A 19,219-nucleotide genomic window follows, 5' to 3' on the forward strand; every position below is an offset into this window, starting at 1 on the left:
TCCCGCCAAAGGCGGATATTAGGTATGACGGTTGCGGCCCGAGAAATTGGGTTATCCACATTATTGTTAAGAAGTATAAAAGCTAAAGGGAAATTCGAGTATATATATTTGTCGTCCGTTTTTGGAGGGGAGAAATTTTTGGTGTGTATAGGCCCTAAAATTGTAAAAAAATTTTCCCGCCTTCGGCGGAAGATGTGAAACCGGGTTGCGGCCCGAAAAATAAGATCGGTGAAATCAAAGGTCATCGGTGAAATCGCAAAAACTATGTTTGAAAATCAGGATAGAACCAATTTAGAAGAACTTGGCGAGTTTGGCCTTATCGGGCACCTTACAAAAAATATTAAGCTTACCAACGAAAGCTCAAAAAAGGGCGTTGGCGATGATGCCGCCGTACTTGATTTTGCCGGCAAAAAAGTGCTGATAAGCACGGATATGCTGTTGGAAGGGATCCATTTTGATTTGGCGTACACACCGCTTAAGCATTTGGGTTACAAAGCGATACAGGTAAACTTAAGTGATATTTATGCGATGAACGGTATAGCGTCGCAGGTTACAGTGTCTATCGGCATGTCGAGCAAATTTCCGCTCGAAGCCATTGAGGAGCTTTACCAGGGGATCTATATCGCCTGCGAAAAATATAATGTGGATTTAATTGGTGGTGATACAACATCATCCAAGCAAGGTTTAGTGATCAGCGTTACCTCGATTGGCTACGCCGATGAAGCTGATATTGTATACCGCTATGGTGCCGAAGAAGGCGACCTGATCTGTGTATCAGGTGATTTAGGCGGCGCTTATACCGGCCTGCAACTGCTGGAGCGGGAAAAGCTGATCTACATGGAAAATCCTAATATTCAGCCAGATCTGGAAGGAAAAGATTACATTGTTGAGCGCCAGTTAAAGCCGGAAGCCCGCCGGGATGTGGTGGAACTGCTGAAAAGTATAGAGGTAAAACCAACCTCTATGATCGATGTATCCGACGGTTTGGCTTCCGAATTATTACACATCTGCAAGCAAAGCAACAAAGGGTGTAACCTGTACGAAGAAAAGATCCCGCTTGACCCTATGACATTTGAAACGGCCCGCGAATTTAACCTCGACCCTACTATTTGCGCTCTAAGCGGAGGTGAGGATTACGAATTATTGTTCACCGTAAAGCAGGCTGATTATGATAAGATCAAGTTTAAAATGGATATCAGCATCGTCGGTTATATCACCGAACCATCGGCCGGCTGTAACCTGATCACTAAAAGCGGTACCGTACATGAATTGAAGGCCCAGGGCTGGAACGCGTTTAAAAAATCCGAATAATGCTGCAGGATATTTTCGATAAATTTTACCTCAACAATCATCCCGATGGCAAGCCGCCCGGGGCTTTTGTGAAGGGAATTTTATTGCTTTACCTGGGCTTGCTGATCCAAACATTGAATAATTACCTGGACGGTTTCAATTTTTCGGCCATCCTGTTTGTTTTCGTAGCTGTAGGATTTTTGATCTTTGTTACCGGCGAAGGAAAGAAATGGGCAAGGATCATTCTTTCTGTTTTGATACTGCTGAATGTTTTTTTCCTGGGATCATCATTGTTATACAGTTTTGGAATTTTGCATGATAGTTCAGTTCCAAAAAAAAGTATTGAGATGCCGGTTTACCTCATCATTTTAACCCTCGCCGAGATCATTGTTGAACTATGGGGATGGGCGCTGATGTTTACCAAAGAGGCCGATTGGTGGTTTAACAGAAAAAATAGTTAATCATTTATAAGACTCTCGTAGCCACCGCTCGGCTCCAGCCGAGTGGTAACTATCTAACGGCCTCTGGCCGCCGTGAATAAGCATGGTGTATACAGGCCAGTGGCCTGGAAAAAATAGCCACTCGGCTGGAGCCGAGCGGCGGCGGAAAGACATAATTAAAAAATGTCATTGCGTGCGATAGCGTGACAATCTCGTAGCTGTGCTGTCCGGAATGCAAATCCGCCCTGTATGGCGACGAGATTGCCGCGTCGCTCCTCAACTAAAACCCTTTGCTGCTCCTCGCAATGAAATGATTTTTTAACTACTTACTCATCCCCTATATATTTTTGATCGATCTGCTTATCCGCTTTAGCGCCCAATTTTTTGATCTTTTCGGCGGTAGTAGTCAGGTTGCCCCTACCCTCTGATAGTTTATTGATAGCATTATTATAGGCCGATTGCGTTTGGTTGATATTTTTGCCAATGCTATCCATATCACTCAGAAAACCAACAAACTTATCATACATATCGCCGCTTAAACGGGCTATTTCCAATACGTTACGGTTTTGGCGTTCCTGTTTCCACATGCTGGCAATGGTGCGCAGGGTGGCTAATAATGTCGACGGACTAACGATCACAACTTTCCTGTCCCAGGCATAATTAAACAGCTCACCATCCAATTGTACGGCTATGCTGAAAGAGGATTCTATCGGTACAAAAAGCAACACAAAATCCGGCGAATTGATCTTGTATAAATCGTGATATTTTTTGGCAGACAGACCGGAAACATGTCCCCTAATGGATTCTACGTGAGCCTTGGCAAATAGTTTTCGGTCATCTTCAGTATCGGCGTTAACCAGTTTTTCGTAGGCTATCAGTGATACTTTGGAGTCGATAATGAGGTGCTTTTCATCGGGCAGATCGATGATTACGTCGGGTTGATATCTTGTGCCGTCGGGAGCTTGCATCGCAGCCTGGATGCGGTATTCCTGGTCTCTGACGAGGCCTGAGCGTTCCAGTACCCGCTCCAAAATTACCTCGCCCCAATTGCCCTGTTTTTTGTTATCTCCTTTAAGCGCTTTGGTAAGATTTTGGGCCTCGTCACTAATCTGTTTGTTGAGATCCATCAGCTGCGTGATCACCCCTTTCAGCGTGTTCCGCTCGGCCGCTTCCATGTTATAAACTTTCTCTACTTTATCTTCAAAAGCCTTCAGGTTTTCTTTTAGCGGGTTAAGGATAACATCCAAATTACTGCGATTGATATCGGTAAATTCCTTCGATTTTTCTTTGAGCAGTTTTTCGGCCACATTTTCAAATTCGCGTTGAAATTGGGTGCGGATCTGCTCTATCTCGGCCTTTTGCTCCTGCAGTTTTTCCTGCTGCGATTTATAGTAGGCCCGGGCGCTTTCTAATGATTGATTGGCCTGCGCCAACTGGGTGCGCTCGTATAAAAGCTCGTCAATAAGACGGTTCTTTTCCTCCTTTAAAAAGTTGGTAATGCTTTCTTTTTCAGTAACTAAACCGTTTGATTTCTCCTCGGCTTTGGCTAATAAAATTTTAAGCTGATCATGCTCATACCGGAGTTTGCTCAACTCATCAGCGGAGATCAGCTCAACTGCTTTTGGCCTTTTCAGGAATAAAAAAACAGCAATCAGCAGGATGATCAGGGATACAATTACTAATATAATACCGGTCATTTATTTGATAAAAATATTAGCAAAGTAAAGTATTAAAAACAACAAATGCTAATAAATTAATGCACCGGATGCACGGCAGAATCAGTATCACCATGAAGACTGGTTGTATCCGATGAATTAGTTATAGATGTGCTATCGCCGGTTGTTGACGTTTTTGCTGAATCGGCAGGGCCGCTGTGGCCTTTGGTTGCGCTGGTATCGTTTTGGCGATTATCTTTATCGGCGCTATGACATGAACTCAGGATTAGGCCTGTTACAAAAAACAAAACAAATAGTTTTTTCATAGGGGTGTTGTTTAGTGTGTTTAACAATGTCGTGTAGTGGAAGTTTCTAATATGCCTTAATGGCTATTTGCAAAATTTTTTAATGTTATCAGGTGCAAGCTTATTGCCAAGTGCCGAAGCTTTATTAAAATCGGCACAGGCGCCTGTGTTGTCGTTCAGCAAATGTTTGGCATAACCACGATTATTATAAGCGTCGTCATTTTTGGGGTCCAACAATAAAACCTGGTTGTAATCGGCAATGGCTCCTTTATAATCATTAAGGTTTCGTTTACATAGTGCACGATTGTAAAAAGCGTTTGAATACTGGGGATCGAGTTTTACTGCCATGTTATAGTCTAACATGGCATTTTTATAATCCTCAAGATCAAATTTAGCATTGCCCCGTTTTAAATAACCGTCAGCATCTTTAGGTTCTAACGTGATGTATTGTGTATAATCATCTATTGCAGCGTTAGGGTCATTCAAACCGTCCTCGGCTAACCCGCGGTTATAATAAGGGGCTGAAAATTTATTATCAATAGCAATAGCTTTGGTAGCGTCTTCTTTAGCGCCATAATAATCTTCCATATTTATTTTAGCTAAACTCCGGTTATTGTAACCATCAACATCGTCAGGTTCAAGATTGATATATACAGAATAATCAGCAATTGCGTCTTTATTAAGCCCAAGTTTTCGCCTTGCATTTCCCCTTGCGAAGTAAGCTTCTGAACGATCCGGCTCTTTTGATATTACAAGGTCAAGGTCTGCAATTGCACCTTTATAGTCTTTCGACGCATTTTTTGCGAGAGCCCTGTTGTAATAGGGATCGGTCTGTTTTGGATCAAGCGCTATCGCCCTGTTATAATCGGCAATTGCTCCTTTATAATCCTCAAGGTGTTTTTTGCAAATTCCGCGCTCAATAAAAGCATCGGGATCTTTGGAGTTTAAAAGGATTACCTGATTGTAATCAAGGAGAGCCCCTTTATAATCTTCTTTTTGCCGTTTGGACAATCCACGATTATAAAATGCATCCGCATTCCCTTTTCTTAATGTAATGGCTTTAGTATAATCAATAATTGCTTTATCATAATCTTTAAGGGCATAATAGGTACGGCCGCGATCAAAAAAGGTTTCTTCGGTTTTTACATCTATGGAAATACTTTTGTTCAGATCATTAAGCGCGTCTTTTAAATTATCAAGATTTAAATAAGCAGCGCCTCGTTTATGATAATAGTCGGCATTGTTTGGTTCTTCAGCGATAGCTTTAGTATAATATTTAATACTGCTGATATATTTTAAACTATCTGTGTTGGTTTGAGCTCCTGCCAGTAAGGGTATAAAAAGAGGAATAAAAAGCAGTTTTTTCATTTGTGTGATAAAGTAATTAAGCAGGATAAAAATAATATTTTATTTCAGAATCAGCTGGAAATAAGATGGAGCGAATTTTGTTCGCTGGTATAAATTAAGCATATTAACAAATAAAACCAATTATGAAGCAACTGATTTATGGGATATTGATAAGCTTGCTGTTTGTGTCCTGCTCAAAAAAGAGCACAGATCAACCACCGCAGCCCCACACTATAAAAGTTACGGTAAGCGGAGCAGATGCCTTTAATGTTTCATTATCCGAATATAAAACAACGGATAGCAGCCCTAAAATAGTTGATGCGAAAGCTATTACAAAAGGATCATCATACAGCTATACAGCTACATTGAATCAAAGCGACCAGGTAACCCTGGTTGTTGCATCAGACGTTAGCAATACCGTAACCTACAGAATTTATGACAATGATAAAATAGTTGTACAGGATACCGACAGGGAAGTGTTGACGCATGGCTCGGTTACCGTTACCTATAATGTCCCTTAACATAAATTATTGGGCTTTCTCTATCCTTAACCCCACATCGCTGATTTCATGAAGGGGGTTATCACGCATGTTTTGTTCTATCCGAAAACGGTAAACGCCTTTTGTGGGGAAATGATAATCTTTACGCAAAAGCACCTGGTAGCTGTACAGGTTACCTGATCCCTTGCCCAGCCATTCGCCATCGGGATTGGCCAGCTTTACTTCAAAACGCGTAGTATGCGTTTTTTTATCGGGCGAGATTTGATTAACCAATACAAATATGTTGGAATATTTATAGTTGCCCGTAACCCGTAAATTGAGATATTGATTATAGGCAACTTTTTCATCATCAACTTTAACATCAAAGTTTACGTGGTTAACGTACGACCAGTTATGATCGGCGATTTCGGTGTTGGTATCAATGATACTGTTAGGATCGATACAGGAACCGGCAAACATGGTTACCAATAACAATGCTGCCGGGTAAATGATATTTAAAGCCCGTTTCATTCAGGTTTTGCCTGTTGATTATTGTTGTTATTATTCCGGTTTGGGCGGTTTGGCCTGCGACGCCTGTTGTTATTACCGCTTCCTTCACCCTGTGGTTTTCCTTCGCCTTGTGGCCTCGGTTCACCCTGTGGTCTCGGTTCTCTCTGAGGTTTGGCTTCGCCTTGAGGCCGGCCCTCTCCCTGCGGTCTGTTTTGCTGCGGAGGTTTGTTACCCTGCGGCCTGTTGTTATTTTGCGGCTGCCGGTTTCCTTCAGGACGAGGCTGCTGGGCCGGTTTTTCCTGCGAATTACCCGATCCCTGCTGAGGCTGCTGATTAGCCGGTTTGCCCTCGGCTTGCGCCTGGCTTCCGGGTTTCTGGTTTTTATTGCGGTTTTTGTTCTTCTTTTTATTGTTGTTGCGTCGTTCGTCGAGGCGGGTAAGACTATCCTGGCCAACCACGTTTTCGTAATCGAGCGTTTTTGCCGCAGGTGTTTCAACTTCAACAATTTCACCGAGGTCTTCTGGGATCACACCATCTTTATTCTGCTGCTGAATCTCTTTAACCTTTTTTATTGGCAACGGTACCCATGATTCTTCTCCCGGGTAGCTAAACCACATTATTTTTTTAAAGATGTCGGTTTTCTGCAGGCGGGCATCCCCTTTTTGGGTTTTAAGGGTGTTTACATTATCAGGGATGTATTTTAAGGCATCCATGTAAGTATCCAGCTCGTAGTTGAGGCAGCATTTCAGCTTGCCACACTGGCCTGCCAGTTTTAGCGTATTTAACGACAGGTTTTGATAGCGGGCTGCCGAAGTAGATACCGTTTTAAAATCGGTAAGCCAGGTTGAGCAGCAAAGCTCCCGGCCGCATGAACCTATGCCGCCTAAACGGCTTGCTTCCTGCCTCATACCAATCTGCCTCATCTCGATACGGATGCGGAAAGTTTCGGCCATTTTCTTGATCAGTTCCCTGAAATCAACGCGGCCTTCGGCCGTATAATAAAATGTAGCCTTGGTTTTATCGCCCTGGTAATCCACATCGCTCAGCTTCATGCTCAGGTTAAGGTCAAGCGCCAGCTTGCGCGATTTATGCATGGTTTCCCATTCCATATCTTTGGCGGCTTTCCATTTGTCAACATCGGCAACGGTAGCTTTACGGTAGATCTTTTTTACAACATCGGCTTCTTTTACATGGCGTTTTACCATCTGCATGCGCACCAGTTCGCCGGTAAGCGAAACATGGCCAATATCATAGCCACCAGTGGTTGCTTCAACGGCCACCAGTTCGCCGGCTTCGAGGTAAATATTATCGTTGTTTAAATAAAACTCCTTGCGCGAGCCTTTAAACTTAACTTCAATAACCTGGAACGGCTTATAGTTAGTAGGCATGTCCATGTGGGCAAGCCAATCGTAAACATCTAATTTGCTGCAACCATTAGTAAGGCAACTGCCGTTACTTTTGCAGCCCGCAGGCGAACATCCGCCACCTGTTGAGCAACTTCCACATCCCATAATTAACTTGGCATATATTGATTCCCCGCAGGGACATTTTTATTTATTAGTATTTTAATAATTTGTAAAGATACATCTAAAAATAAGATTTTGGGGTTAGCGTTGCGCTCCACATGATAATGCGCCTTTTCCAGCTCATCAATAATCATTTGCGATTTGCCTATATTCAATACACCGCTCATTTTTTGAGCCGTGTCCAGTTCCTTTGCCGGTAAATGTACCAGGCTACCCGCTCCGGCAATGAGTAAACAGCACTCGCGGATGAAGCTGGTACCGTAACGCAAAAAGTTTTTTTGGTTTTCGCGCCCCATTTTGGCAAACTGCTCCACAAAAGCCATCACCTCTATGCCTTTATTGCCAAAGCAATAGCGCAGCCATTGTACAAACAGCTCGTGATAGCTTTTGTTATCCTGTTGCAGCATGGCCAGTGCTTCGGTCATGTTGCCATTGCTCAGGTAGGCAATTTCGGCAGCGGCTTCTTCGGTTTGGTGATGGGTGCTTATTAAATGTGCCTTAATTTCATCATACTCCAAAGCTGGTATTTTAACCAGCTGCGTACGCGATAATATGGTGTTCAGGATCTGATCCTGGTTTTGGGCAACTAACAAAAACAGTGTATTAGGCTGCGGTTCTTCAATAATTTTAAGCAGAGCATTCCCCTCTTTGTCGAGGTATTCGGGCAGCCAGAGGATCAGGATCTTATACTCCGATTCAAAAGGCTTAAAGCTTAGTTTTTTAATGATCTGGTGACATTCGGCAATATTGATATTGGCCTGTTTGTTTTCGGCATCCAGGTATCCGCGCCATATGTCCAGGCTTAAATATGGGTTAGCCGTTAAAGCGCCGCGCCATTGCTCAATAAAAGTAAGCGCTGTATCATCTTTATGTTTTGCAAAGAAAGGGTAAGAAAAATGCAGGTCGGGGTGCATCAGTTTCTGGTACTTCCGGCAGGAAGAGCATACCCCACATGAGTCACCGGGCTGCTTGTCTTCGCAGGATAGGTACTGCGCATAGGCAACAGCAAGCGCCAGGCTGCCCGATCCTTCGGGGCCTAAAAATAATTGCGCATGGCTTACCCGGTTCTCACTCACCGTGTTAAGCAATCGTTGCTTTGTTGCTTCCTGTCCTACTATTTCTTTAAACTGCATTTGGTGCAAAATAGTAATTTGATTTTAGATGTGAGATATGAGATGTGAGATTTGAGACAGAATGGCATAGCAGAGCGTCCTTACTTGATGGAAAGCAGGGAGTGACAACCATCATATTAAAAAAATCTCACATCTCATATCTCACATCTCATATCTTTACCAAATGAAATCTCATGTCTCACATCTCATACCTCATATCTAACATGAGAGTAATGGCATTTGATTATGGAACCAAGCGCATCGGCATTGCGGTTACCGACCCTTTGCAGATCATCGCGACGGGCCTTGATAACATCCACCCCAATAATATCATCGAGTTTTTAAAAAAATATCTGCAAACAGAACAAGTGGAGCGATTTATTGTAGGCGAACCGAAGCAGATGGATAATACCCCTTCGCAATCGGCCATTCATGTAAAAGGTTTTGTAAACCTGTTAAAGAAAACATTCCCCGAAATCCCTATCGAAATGGTTGATGAACGCTTTACCTCAAAAATGGCTTCAGCAACTATCGCTCAGAGTGGGATGAATAAAAAGAACCGGCAAAATAAGGAGCTGGTGGATACGATATCGGCGGTGATTTTACTGCAGAGTTGGATGGGGACGAGATTCTGAATGGTGTTTGAAATTATTATCCAAAACGGCTTTTGTGATGCGGATGATCATTTTCTCCATCCGGGGAAAATGGTATCAGATAAACTTAGAAGCGGTTTAAAACAAACAACCACATCATTTTGAGTTTAAAAACCCAGCGGATTTTTAAGGGGAAATGGCGTTATTGATTATTAAGTGTTTTTTTTAAATCTATTTTGTGATATGGGCGTTGCCTGCGGCCCGGGCTATCCGCTGCAAGTCCTCGCCTTTCCTGCCCGCAACCCATCCCGCGCTGTGGGCTTTACGCTACTATCCCTAACGCGGCCCCGCGCAACACCCTAAAACATAGCTTACACGTCATTACATTTTTTTTAGGATTTCCCTGATGGTTTCTCGCAGTAACTCTTTTTTATTAGTATTAAGATGAGTTTTTTTTATTGTAAGGATTTGTTAATCAGTTAGAAAAACGCATTTAAGCACCATTAAAAATAAAATTCGTAGTTTTGCAGGATGGATATTCTCCCTAATGCCTTACTGGCTTACTTAGATGACCATTGCGACCCGGAGCCGGAGGTGCTTAAAAAGCTCAACCGCGAAACGCATATCAAGGTGTTAAAACCTAACATGCTATCGGGGCATTACCAGGGCAGGCTGCTTAGTTTTTTAAGCAAAATGGTGCAGCCTAAGCGCATCCTGGAGATAGGTACCTATACAGGCTACTCGGCTATTTGCCTGGCCGAAGGTTTGGCCGACGACGGCACCCTCCACACCATCGAAGTTAACCGCGAAATGGAGGAGATCATCACTTCACATCTTAAACTAACAAATGTTGAAAACAAAATAAAGCTGCATTTTGGGCAGGCAGAGGCCATTATTGCTGATTTACAGGAAGATGTTTTTGATTTGGTGTTTATAGATGCCGATAAAAAGAATAATTATACTTACTTTCAATTAGTTTTTGACAAAGTCAGATCCGGAGGATTAATAATAATTGATAACGTTTTGTGGAAAGGAAAGGTGTACGGCACCGAAAAAGATGCCGATACTGAAGGAATCCGCAAACTAAATGACCAGATAGCTGTTGATAGCAGGATAGAAAAATTGATCCTGCCGGTACGCGACGGGCTGCTGGTTATCAGAAAAAAATAAATTATGAAGAAAATCTTACTGATTACAACACTGTTGATTTCAACATTAGCTGCTTCAGCACAGAAAAATACCTCACAATCTTACATTGAAAAGTTCAAAGATGATGCCATTAAGATCATGCACGAAACCGGGATCCCGGCAAGCATCGTTTTAGGTGTAGCCATGCATGAATCGGGCTGCGGCAACAGCACCATAGCACAAAACCTTAATAATCAGTTTGGAGTAAAAGGTTACAATACCGTAGTTTATACCAAGCACAACAAAAAAGTTCGCACCTCTTATAAAAGATACGATTCGGTTTTTGATTCGTTCCAGGACTTTGCACGTATCATGACCGAGCGCAAGCAGTTTAGCCACCTGGCCGACGCGCTTACCCATTATGATTATAAAGGATGGGCAAAAGGTATTCAGCGTGCCGGTTATGCCGGTAGCCGCAAATGGGCATCGCAGGTTTTAGGTATCATTAACAGGTATAACCTCAATGACCTGGATGAAAATCCGGCAAACCAAACGCAATTGGCCGACGCAACAACTAAACAGCAATAATTACGTTTATAAAATCTTAATTTGGCCCCTGGTTATATGCCACATAATAAGATTTAAGCCTCATGCGAAAAATTATATACCTGTTCATTGCTGTAGTCTGCTTTAGTTCATGCTCTGCCCGCAAAAAAACCACGACAGTATCAAACCGCGATGCCAAACGCAATAACAGTAATATCCAAAAGGCCAATAAGGATGCTATTGCCAATTACCGGTCGTATAATTCGTTAGAATATATTGACCGTTTTAAGTCCATCGCCATCCAGGAAATGAACCAGTATGGTATCCCGGCCAGTATCACCCTGGCGCAAGGCTTGTTTGAATCGGGCGCGGGCAATAGTGACCTGGCCAAATATGCCAACAACCACTTCGGCATAAAATGTACCAGCGATTGGACCGGCAAAAGTTATTATAAGGATGACGACAACGTGAATGATTGTTTCCGCGTTTATGATAATCCGGAAGACTCCTTCCGTGACCACTCGGCGTTTTTAAAACGTAAAAATTACGCTAAACTTTTTGAGCTGGATAAGAACGATTACGAAGGCTGGGCATATGGGTTGAAAAAGGCAGGTTATGCCACCAATCCTAAGTATCCGCAGTTGCTGATCAATATTATTGTAAAATATAACCTCGATCAGTACGACCGCCCCGAAGGCGAGATTGCTAAAATTAAACGGGAGGACCGTGTGTTATCGCAGATCAACGACAGCATTGGCAAACCCGTTCAGGATACCCTTTCCAAAACCCCGCCAGACGATAAGATCTACACCGTAAAACAAGGCGATACACTATACAACATATCCAAACGTTTTGGAATAACTGTTGATGACCTGAAAGCGTTAAACAGCATGAGTGACAATGGCATTAAAATTGGCCAGAAGCTTGTTGTCGTAAAATAGAGAGTCAAGACAACAAGAATCAAGAGTCAAGAGAATTTGAGATTAGTTATCACCGAATATTTATCTTGATTCTTGACTCCTGGTATCTTGGCTCTATCCTCCAAAGGTTAATTGTTGTTAAATTGTATGATCGCCCGCAGTACAACACGTATTTTTGCCCCCGCAATGAAATTGTGGATGCTCCTGATATGTTTTGTCCTGCCCGCGGCAACGGCTTTTGCCCAGCAAAAGACCGTTGATGGGGTTGTGTTTGATCAAGACAGCAAAGACCGCATAGCCAAAGTAAACGTTCAGAACATCACCACCGGCAAATCCATTTACAATACCTTTAAAGGCGAATTTAAAATAGAGGCCCAACCGGGCGATGTGCTTGTTTTTACAAAATCAGATCATCATCCCGATACTTTAAAGGTTCAAAACACGGAATCACTGGCCATATACATGAAACGCATGGCTATCCAGCTTAAAGAAGTTATCGTGCGTGATACCCTGCTTAACCCGCAAAAACGGCTGGCTGCAACCAAAAACGATTATACCAAAATCTTCGGCCCGCTTAATAATAAGGATCTGCTGAGCTTTGGGCCGGGTGGTGCCGGCTTAAGTATCGATGCGCTTTACAATTCATTAAGCCGCAGCGGCCGTAACGCCGCCCGCCTGCGCGAAACTATTGAAAAAGATTACCAGCAAAGTGTTATTGACTATCGTTTTAACCGAACTTATGTTGGCGCTATAACCAATTTAAAAGATCAGCAGCTTACCGATTTCATGGTGCGGTACCGCCCCGGCTATTATTTGGTGAAAACGGCAAGCGATTATGAATTTATAGCCTCCATTAAAACCAACCTCAACCGTTTTTTAAAGTATAAAAAACGACCGTATTCCCTTACGCCGCTTGTTACACCCGATGACAGCAAGAAGGAGCTTGGCCGTGAATAAGGCAGATAAACCTTAATACAAGGTTCATTTTAATATCTGGAAATTCCAATATTTTTGCCTAAAAGTCGTTTGCCAGACTAAACCCTGAAGCAACATTTTTGTTTATTGTGGGTAAAAAGGAGATTTTTGCTTTAATTTGTTTACTATGTTAAAAACAAAACCGGGATTACTAATACTCGCATTATCAGTCACGTGTGTTTTATCAGCAAAAGCACAAACAGATACCCTGAAAAAAGATAGTGTTAAAATAGACACTGCCGTACTTAATAAATACCGGATAAATTCCCGCAAAAACGCCATCCCCACCCGGGTTCGCCCCATACAGATCCAGCGCGAAATGGTACCTGTTACCATGCTCGATTACAAAGTAAACTACTGGAAAAAAGCCGTCACCTTTGGGTTAAACTTCAGCCAGTCGGCATTTAGCAGCAATTATGCGGCCGGTGGTGTAAGTGCAGTAGCATTGGGCTCCAATTTTATTTATCATACCGAATATAACAAGGCCCCATTTAGTTATGTATCAGAGCTTAACCTTACTTACGGGGTATCAAAAAACAAGGGCCAGGGCAAACGTAAAACGCAGGACCGCATTTATTTTGATAACAAAGTAGCGTCTCAACTATCAAAAAGCTGGTACTTTTTCGGGGCGTTAACTTTCGAGTCGCAATTTGATAAAGGCTTTAACTATATCGATAACGGTAACGGAACTTTTACCCAGGACTATATTTCTAATTTCATGTCGCCGGGCTATTTAACCGAATCTATCGGTTTTGAGTACAAGCCAACCGGTTGGTTCGATTTGCGTTTAGGCACTGGTACCGCAAGGCAAACTTTTGTACTGGATGATAAGATCCACATCAAGAAGCCCGATAACTACGGTGTGGATACGTTAAAGACCGTTAAAAATGACCTCGCATTCCAGGTTGTAGCGCTGTTTGATAAAGATATTGCCAAAAACATCCACCTTAATACGCGTTACGCGCTGTTTATCCCCTATGCTCAATCGCCTAAGTTCATCACACACCGTGTCGATTTGGTGTTATCGGCAAAGGTTAACAGACTTATCAGCGCAACAGTTAACGGCACTTTGCTTTACGATAAACATACCGCCTCCGCAGCCCAGGGCTATGAAGGTATTGGATTGGGAATGTTGTACCGGTTCCCGTAACTAATTCATAAAATATTATAAACAAAACAGGCTTCATTTTTATGAAGCCCGTTTTGTTTTAGTGAAGTATAAATGAGCTGCAAGTTAATGTGCCAAGTGGTTATTTAATATAGTTCAAAATCATACCTTTGTATCCTTATAAAAAAGATTAAAGTTTTTTAATATAATGTTTGAAAATCTTTCGGATAAACTCGACAGGGCGTTCAAGGTCCTGAAGGGTCAGGGAACTATTACTGAAATAAACGTGGCCGAAACCATGAAGGAGATCCGCAAGGCCCTTCTTGATGCCGACGTTAACTATAAAACCGCCAAAGCATTTACCGATGATGTGAGGCAAAAGGCGCTTGGTAATAATGTATTAACATCCATTTCGCCGGGCCAGCTGCTCACCAAGCTCATGAACGATGAGTTGACCAACCTGATGGGCGGTACTACTTCTGATTTGAGTTTTCCGGCAACGCCTACCATTATATTAATTGCAGGTTTGAATGGTGCGGGTAAAACAACCTTTACCGGTAAGCTTGCCAATTACTTAAAAACACAACGCAACAAAAAACCATTACTGGTTGCTGACGATATTTACCGCCCCGCGGCTATCGATCAGCTGGAGGTTTTAGGCCAGCAAATAGGTATCCCGGTGTATGCCAATCGCGACTCGAAAGACCCGGTTGCTATTGCCCGCGAAGGGATAGCACAGGCTAAACAGAACGGCAATAACGTGGTGATCATTGACACCGCCGGCCGTTTGGCTATTGACGAGGCCATGATGGTGGAGATTGAGCAGGTTAAAGACGCCGTTAAACCACACGAGATCCTGTTTGTGGTTGACTCTATGACCGGTCAGGATGCTGTGAATACCGCCAAAGTGTTCAACGATCGGCTGGACTTTACCGGTGTGGTATTAACCAAGTTGGATGGTGATACCCGAGGTGGCGCTGCATTATCAATCAAATCGGTTGTTAATAAGCCTATCAAATTTATTGGTACCGGCGAAAAGATGGAAGCGCTTGACGTTTTCCACCCCGATCGTATGGCATCGAGGATCCTGGGCATGGGCGACGTGGTGTCGTTGGTTGAACGCGCTCAGCAGCAGTTTGACGAGAAAGAGGCAGCCGAGCTACAAAAGAAGATCCGCAAAAATAAGTTCGACTTTAACGACTTTTACGGCCAAATCCAGCAGATCAAAAAAATGGGTAACATGAAAGATCTGATGGGCATGATACCGGGCGTGGGCAAAATGATGAAGGACGTTGAGGTTGATGATAATGCGTTTAAAGCGATAGAAGCCATTATTCAATCGATGACCCCGTTTGAAAAAGCTAACCCTGAAACCATTAATCAAAGCCGCCGTAACCGTATAGCCAAAGGTTCGGGTACCGATTTACAGGAAGTTAACCGCCTTATGAAGCAGTTTGATGATATGAAGAAAGTGATGAAGCAAATGAGCAACCCCGCAGCCATGGCCAACATGATGCGCAGGATGCCGAAGATGTAATGCTTAACATACCAGATAAAAAGAACGTCTCTTGCTAAAAGTAAGGGGCGTTTTTTTTGCCCCTGTGCTGACGAACAAAATGAACATATGTATAATTTATTATACACAATTTCACACTTTCTGGAGTCGGAAGTCATTAAAATGTCATTTACTGTGCAATGGCACTTACTTTGATTTACTACAGCGAACAGATGAGGGCTTAAGTTTACCCCTCCCTCATATATTAATAACTAAAAAACTAATCATGAAAAATTTAATTAAACCCGTTTTATTGACCGCCGCGTTATTTGCATTTAAAGTTGGTTCGGCCCAGGTTAATCTTGGAGCAACTACCGCAACTAAAATAGCTACGCGGGTAGCTACACCAACTGTGAATGCTGCATCTATAGCGCAAAAGGCGGTTAACACAACCTCAACCGTAACCAACCAGGCTGCAACACAAGCTCAGAATGTAGCAGCGCGGACAGCCGCTCAAACCCAGGCTACCACCAACCAGGCCGTAACAGGCGTTGCCGCCAGTGAGGCCGCTAATGTTAACAGCAACGTTGCCTCAACCGTAAATGCTACCGCAGGGACAACTGCTGCACAAGCCGGTGTTAGTAGCAATACCTCAGCCGCAGGTACTGTGAACGCAACCGGAGTAACAGCAACAGGCGAAAAAGCATTAACCACAAGCGAAGGTGCTGCTGCCGCTAACACTACCGAAAAAGTAAGCAGCAATGCTGCCGCTTTAAGGGCCGGCGCTACAACAACTACAGGTAAAACAGCAGTGGCCGCGGGTAATAGCGCCGATGCTGTTAGCAAAAATGTGAGTGTTACCTCGTCCGGTAACCTGAACAGCACAGGTAACGTGGCAGCGGGCTCTAAAAAGCTAAATGCCGGGTTCTCAAATAGCAGCGCTTCCAGTACTGCTGTAAAGGCGGGAAAGAAAAGCGTTACTGTTAAAACTTCGGGCAAGAGTTCAGCCAAGCTGAGCGCTGCCAAACAGTAATAGTATTTACATACATTAAATCAAAAGGCCGGTACCGGCCTTTTTGATTATCCGCACTTTTTTTATTCAACATTAGCCATGAAAAAACTTAAACTTATCCTGCTGCTGGCTTTGACCGGCCCTGCGGTTTGTGCCCAGCAAAAACCTGATACCGCGGCAAAAACAAAAGAGTTGTTTGTAAATGCGGGTTTGCAATATCTTTCAAACCTTACCTATGCCGGCCGGCGCGATGAAAGCAGTGTCCCGGTGCTTCTGCCCTCGGTTACATTAGTTAGCAAGCAGGGCTTTTTTGTAAGCGCTATCGGCTATTTTGATCTTAATGGCTCCAAATCTGGCACCGAAGGCCTTAGCGTTACACCGGGCTATGTTTTCGCGTTTGATGCAAAACGGTATTATGGAGGCAACATATCGGCCACTAAATATTTTATCACCAAGAGCAGCCCCATTATACTTTCTTCATTTAATGCCACGCTCGACGGGCAGTTGTATGCCAATCCGGATGATATTGTAAAATTTACCGCGGGCATCAGCTATAGGTTTAATAAAAATAACAGCAACGACGTTGTTAATACGGCCGAATTATCAAAAGAAATTTTTGCCCTGAAAACAGGCGCGGATAAAAAAAGCGGGCTAAAAGTTACTCCTACCGCCACGCTTTATGCCGGTACACAATCGTTCTACCAAACTTATTATACCGAATCGCAGGTTACCCGCTCTATAGAGCAGCCCCAGCAGCAAACACCTATTAATATCCTGTTTCCCAATCAGCCAAAGCAAGCTATTATAACGCAAACGGTAACGCAGCAAAACCAGCGCGAGGTAAGGCAATATAAGCTGCTTGCTTTCAGCGGATCGTTGCCTTTAACCTATACTATTAACAAGTGGCAAATCCTCTTTACGCCGTACCTCATTAAGCCATTTAACCAGGTTGATTATGTAAAAAACACCAAAATGAACGGGCTTTACTTTTTGTTCACCACAGGGGTTAATGTAACGTTTTAGCAATGTAAAAATGTGATAAACCATATAGCCGGGAAAGGCTGATAACAGCTTGTTTTTATTAGCTTTGTTGCAGTACAAAACAAACTGAACCATGGCTATGCGCAGGATATTTTTTGTTCTTTTATTGTTACCGGCCCTGTTTACCATGCCGGCATTTGCCCAGGTTCCAGGGGCGCAGATTGATGTTAAACATTATACGTTTGATATTAAACTTAATGACGCCGATAATAATATAAAGGGAAAGGCCACGGTTTCGATAAGGTTTTTGAACGGCGCCGAAGGGTTTAGCCTTGACCTCGTGAAAAAGAATGCTGCGGGCAAGGGCATGCTGGTATCGGCAGTAACCGAAAACGGGAAGCCGGTAAGGTTTACCCAGGACGATGAACAGCTAAAGATCAATACCCGTGCCTATAAAGGGAACACCCGCGATTATACGATAAGTTACAGCGGAACCCCGGCCGATGGGTTGATCATCTCGACCAACGCGTTCGGGCACCGTACTTTTTTTGGTGATAACTGGCCTAACCGGGCCCATAACTGGCTGCCCTGCGTTGATAATATTGCCGACAAAGCCACGGTTGATTTTATTGTAACCGCGCCCGATCATTACCAGGTGGTATCAAACGGCCTGCAAACCGAAGAAAAGCAACTCGACGGAAAGCTCAAACTAACCCATTGGGTTGAAGCCGTTGCGCTGCCTACCAAAGTAATGGTTATTGGTGTAGCTGAGTTTGCAGTTGACCGCCCCGGTGATGTTAATGGAATCCCGGTTTTTACCTATGTTTTTCCGGAAAGTAAAGGGGTTGGGTTTAAAAGTTATGCTGTAGCTAAAAACATTCTCCCCTACTTTATAAAAAATGTTGGCCCTTACAGCTACGAAAAATTGGCCAACGTGCAGTCGAAAACCATTTTTGGCGGCATGGAAAATGCCAGTGCCATATTCTACTTTGAAGAATCGGTTAAAAGTCCGGATATAGAAGAACTAATGGCGCATGAAATTGCCCACCAGTGGTTTGGCGATGGCGCCAGCGAGAAAAGCTTTGGCCACCTTTGGTTAAGTGAAGGCTTTGCTACCTATATGACCAATCTTTATCTCGAAAATAAATACGGGACCGATACCTTAAAAACACGCCTTATCGGCCAGCGTAAAAAAGTGCTGGATTTTGAAAAAGAGCGTTTAACGCCCGTGGTTGATACCGCTGTTAAAACAAAATTTATGCAGCTGCTTAATGCCAATAGTTACGAAAAAGGCGGTTGGGTACTGCACATGCTGCGGCGCAAACTGGGCGATGATGTTTTTTGGAAAGGGGTTAGAAACTATTATTCAAAATACCAGGGCAGCAATGCCAATACCGATGATTTGAGGCGGGTAATGGAACAAACCAGCGGCAAGGACCTGAAACAGTTTTTTATGCAATGGCTGCGCAACGCCGGGCACCCAAATTTGGCGGTTAGCTGGAAGTATAATGAAAAGGATGGTTACATTACCATAAATGTAACCCAAAACCAGACCTATGTTTACAATTTGCCGCTGGAGGTGTCTGTTGACGGGCAACTGTTAACTGTGCAGGTAAAAGAGAAATCGACAACAGCCCGTTTCCGGGTAAAAGCTAAACCGGCAGATGTTAAGGTGGACCCGAATATAAACCTGCTGGCATCGTTTGAGGAAAAGAAATAGAAGCGGTTTTAAGGGGGGATTTTGTGTCTTCTTTTCTTGTTATAGATAGTTATAAATTAAATATATTTTTTGATCGG

At 43.3% G+C, this 19,219-nt stretch carries 19 protein-coding genes; 13 read left to right on the forward strand and 6 right to left on the reverse strand.

Annotation, left to right across the window (positions count from 1 at the left end; all coding sequences use genetic code 11):
• The first annotated feature begins 264 nt into the window (after positions 1 to 264).
• Complete coding sequence (gene thiL / locus MusilaSJ_RS15505; protein ID WP_274985848.1) at positions 265 to 1,311, forward strand: thiamine-phosphate kinase; 1,047 nt, start codon at positions 265 to 267, stop codon at positions 1,309 to 1,311.
• Positions 1,311 to 1,751, forward strand: a complete 441-nt coding sequence (locus MusilaSJ_RS15510) for a hypothetical protein (RefSeq protein ID WP_274985849.1) — start codon at positions 1,311 to 1,313, stop codon at positions 1,749 to 1,751. The genes thiL and MusilaSJ_RS15510 overlap by 1 nt, the downstream gene beginning before the upstream one ends.
• A gap of 305 nt (positions 1,752 to 2,056) precedes the next feature.
• Here MusilaSJ_RS15510 and rmuC read toward each other — a convergent pair whose 3' ends face one another.
• The 3 genes from rmuC to MusilaSJ_RS15525 form a co-directional block, all read right to left on the reverse strand.
• Positions 2,057 to 3,427 (reverse strand): DNA recombination protein RmuC, encoded by a 1,371-nt coding sequence (gene rmuC, locus MusilaSJ_RS15515; RefSeq protein ID WP_274985850.1) that lies wholly within the window; start codon positions 3,425 to 3,427, stop codon positions 2,057 to 2,059.
• Between the two features lie 56 nt (positions 3,428 to 3,483).
• Positions 3,484 to 3,711: a hypothetical protein gene (locus MusilaSJ_RS15520; protein ID WP_274985851.1), complete on the reverse strand. Its 228-nt coding sequence runs from the start codon at positions 3,709 to 3,711 to the stop codon at positions 3,484 to 3,486.
• 63 nt (positions 3,712 to 3,774) lie between these two features.
• The gene (locus MusilaSJ_RS15525) at positions 3,775 to 5,058 is read right to left on the reverse strand and encodes a tetratricopeptide repeat protein (RefSeq protein ID WP_274985852.1); all 1,284 of its coding nucleotides are present in this window, start codon (positions 5,056 to 5,058) and stop codon (positions 3,775 to 3,777) included.
• A 122-nt stretch (positions 5,059 to 5,180) separates the two neighbouring features.
• Between MusilaSJ_RS15525 and MusilaSJ_RS15530 the strand changes: the two genes are divergently transcribed.
• Complete coding sequence (locus MusilaSJ_RS15530) at positions 5,181 to 5,558, forward strand: hypothetical protein (protein ID WP_274985853.1); 378 nt, start codon at positions 5,181 to 5,183, stop codon at positions 5,556 to 5,558.
• 6 nt (positions 5,559 to 5,564) lie between these two features.
• Here MusilaSJ_RS15530 and MusilaSJ_RS15535 read toward each other — a convergent pair whose 3' ends face one another.
• Genes MusilaSJ_RS15535 through MusilaSJ_RS15545 form a run of 3 tightly spaced genes read right to left on the reverse strand, consistent with a single transcriptional unit; the run spans position 5,565 to position 8,685 of the window.
• Entirely contained in the window at positions 5,565 to 6,047 is a 483-nt protein-coding gene (locus tag MusilaSJ_RS15535) for a gliding motility lipoprotein GldH (RefSeq protein WP_274985854.1), read from the reverse strand.
• Positions 6,044 to 7,537 carry a regulatory iron-sulfur-containing complex subunit RicT gene (ricT, locus tag MusilaSJ_RS15540; protein ID WP_274985855.1) on the reverse strand — a complete coding sequence of 498 codons (1,494 nt, stop codon included), beginning with the start codon at positions 7,535 to 7,537 and terminating at the stop codon, positions 6,044 to 6,046. Before ricT ends, MusilaSJ_RS15535 begins: the two co-directional genes overlap by 4 nt.
• Before the next feature lie 2 nt (positions 7,538 to 7,539).
• The gene (locus MusilaSJ_RS15545) at positions 7,540 to 8,685 is read right to left on the reverse strand and encodes a DNA polymerase III subunit (protein WP_274985856.1); all 1,146 of its coding nucleotides are present in this window, start codon (positions 8,683 to 8,685) and stop codon (positions 7,540 to 7,542) included.
• A gap of 203 nt (positions 8,686 to 8,888) precedes the next feature.
• Here MusilaSJ_RS15545 and ruvX point away from each other — a divergent pair, with 203 nt between their 5' ends.
• From ruvX to MusilaSJ_RS15595, 10 genes are all read left to right on the forward strand, one after another.
• Complete coding sequence (ruvX, locus tag MusilaSJ_RS15550; RefSeq protein ID WP_274990459.1) at positions 8,889 to 9,299, forward strand: Holliday junction resolvase RuvX; 411 nt, start codon at positions 8,889 to 8,891, stop codon at positions 9,297 to 9,299.
• A 489-nt stretch (positions 9,300 to 9,788) separates the two neighbouring features.
• Entirely contained in the window at positions 9,789 to 10,427 is a 639-nt protein-coding gene (locus MusilaSJ_RS15555; protein WP_274985857.1) for an O-methyltransferase, read from the forward strand.
• Between the two features lie 3 nt (positions 10,428 to 10,430).
• On the forward strand, positions 10,431 to 10,973 hold the full coding sequence (locus MusilaSJ_RS15560) for a glycoside hydrolase family 73 protein (protein WP_090532703.1): 543 nt from the start codon (positions 10,431 to 10,433) through the stop codon (positions 10,971 to 10,973).
• A gap of 62 nt (positions 10,974 to 11,035) precedes the next feature.
• Positions 11,036 to 11,872 (forward strand): glucosaminidase domain-containing protein, encoded by an 837-nt coding sequence (locus MusilaSJ_RS15565; RefSeq protein ID WP_274985858.1) that lies wholly within the window; start codon positions 11,036 to 11,038, stop codon positions 11,870 to 11,872.
• A 126-nt stretch (positions 11,873 to 11,998) separates the two neighbouring features.
• Positions 11,999 to 12,808, forward strand: coding sequence for a peptidase associated/transthyretin-like domain-containing protein (locus MusilaSJ_RS15570; RefSeq protein WP_274985860.1), 810 nt, complete (start codon positions 11,999 to 12,001; stop codon positions 12,806 to 12,808).
• A gap of 145 nt (positions 12,809 to 12,953) precedes the next feature.
• Positions 12,954 to 13,976, forward strand: coding sequence for a DUF3078 domain-containing protein (locus MusilaSJ_RS15575; RefSeq protein WP_274985861.1), 1,023 nt, complete (start codon positions 12,954 to 12,956; stop codon positions 13,974 to 13,976).
• Between the two features lie 166 nt (positions 13,977 to 14,142).
• Entirely contained in the window at positions 14,143 to 15,471 is a 1,329-nt protein-coding gene (ffh, locus tag MusilaSJ_RS15580; protein ID WP_274985862.1) for a signal recognition particle protein, read from the forward strand.
• 244 nt (positions 15,472 to 15,715) lie between these two features.
• On the forward strand, positions 15,716 to 16,462 hold the full coding sequence (locus tag MusilaSJ_RS15585) for a hypothetical protein (RefSeq protein WP_274985863.1): 747 nt from the start codon (positions 15,716 to 15,718) through the stop codon (positions 16,460 to 16,462).
• Between the two features lie 78 nt (positions 16,463 to 16,540).
• Entirely contained in the window at positions 16,541 to 17,464 is a 924-nt protein-coding gene (locus MusilaSJ_RS15590; RefSeq protein ID WP_274985864.1) for a hypothetical protein, read from the forward strand.
• A 97-nt stretch (positions 17,465 to 17,561) separates the two neighbouring features.
• The gene (locus MusilaSJ_RS15595) at positions 17,562 to 19,142 is read left to right on the forward strand and encodes a M1 family metallopeptidase (protein WP_274985865.1); all 1,581 of its coding nucleotides are present in this window, start codon (positions 17,562 to 17,564) and stop codon (positions 19,140 to 19,142) included.
• Positions 19,143 to 19,219 lie beyond the last annotated feature (77 nt).

This window comes from Mucilaginibacter sp. SJ, from assembly GCF_028993635.1.
Classification (GTDB): Bacteria; Bacteroidota; Bacteroidia; order Sphingobacteriales; family Sphingobacteriaceae; genus Mucilaginibacter.

Excerpts from the sequence above, each read along its gene's own strand:
- thiL (WP_274985848.1), top strand. The coding sequence starts at position 265 with ATGTTTGAAAATCAGGATAGAACCAATTTAGAAGAACTTGGCGAGTTT.
- MusilaSJ_RS15510 (WP_274985849.1), top strand. The coding sequence starts at position 1,311 with ATGCTGCAGGATATTTTCGATAAATTTTACCTCAACAATCATCCCGAT.
- rmuC (WP_274985850.1), bottom strand. The coding sequence starts at position 3,427 with ATGACCGGTATTATATTAGTAATTGTATCCCTGATCATCCTGCTGATT.
- MusilaSJ_RS15520 (WP_274985851.1), bottom strand. The coding sequence starts at position 3,711 with ATGAAAAAACTATTTGTTTTGTTTTTTGTAACAGGCCTAATCCTGAGT.
- MusilaSJ_RS15525 (WP_274985852.1), bottom strand. The coding sequence starts at position 5,058 with ATGAAAAAACTGCTTTTTATTCCTCTTTTTATACCCTTACTGGCAGGA.
- MusilaSJ_RS15530 (WP_274985853.1), top strand. The coding sequence starts at position 5,181 with ATGAAGCAACTGATTTATGGGATATTGATAAGCTTGCTGTTTGTGTCC.
- MusilaSJ_RS15535 (WP_274985854.1), bottom strand. The coding sequence starts at position 6,047 with ATGAAACGGGCTTTAAATATCATTTACCCGGCAGCATTGTTATTGGTA.
- ricT (WP_274985855.1), bottom strand. The coding sequence starts at position 7,537 with ATGGGATGTGGAAGTTGCTCAACAGGTGGCGGATGTTCGCCTGCGGGC.
- MusilaSJ_RS15545 (WP_274985856.1), bottom strand. The coding sequence starts at position 8,685 with ATGCAGTTTAAAGAAATAGTAGGACAGGAAGCAACAAAGCAACGATTG.
- ruvX (WP_274990459.1), top strand. The coding sequence starts at position 8,889 with ATGAGAGTAATGGCATTTGATTATGGAACCAAGCGCATCGGCATTGCG.
- MusilaSJ_RS15555 (WP_274985857.1), top strand. The coding sequence starts at position 9,789 with ATGGATATTCTCCCTAATGCCTTACTGGCTTACTTAGATGACCATTGC.
- MusilaSJ_RS15560 (WP_090532703.1), top strand. The coding sequence starts at position 10,431 with ATGAAGAAAATCTTACTGATTACAACACTGTTGATTTCAACATTAGCT.
- MusilaSJ_RS15565 (WP_274985858.1), top strand. The coding sequence starts at position 11,036 with ATGCGAAAAATTATATACCTGTTCATTGCTGTAGTCTGCTTTAGTTCA.
- MusilaSJ_RS15570 (WP_274985860.1), top strand. The coding sequence starts at position 11,999 with ATGATCGCCCGCAGTACAACACGTATTTTTGCCCCCGCAATGAAATTG.
- MusilaSJ_RS15575 (WP_274985861.1), top strand. The coding sequence starts at position 12,954 with ATGTTAAAAACAAAACCGGGATTACTAATACTCGCATTATCAGTCACG.
- ffh (WP_274985862.1), top strand. The coding sequence starts at position 14,143 with ATGTTTGAAAATCTTTCGGATAAACTCGACAGGGCGTTCAAGGTCCTG.
- MusilaSJ_RS15585 (WP_274985863.1), top strand. The coding sequence starts at position 15,716 with ATGAAAAATTTAATTAAACCCGTTTTATTGACCGCCGCGTTATTTGCA.
- MusilaSJ_RS15590 (WP_274985864.1), top strand. The coding sequence starts at position 16,541 with ATGAAAAAACTTAAACTTATCCTGCTGCTGGCTTTGACCGGCCCTGCG.
- MusilaSJ_RS15595 (WP_274985865.1), top strand. The coding sequence starts at position 17,562 with ATGCGCAGGATATTTTTTGTTCTTTTATTGTTACCGGCCCTGTTTACC.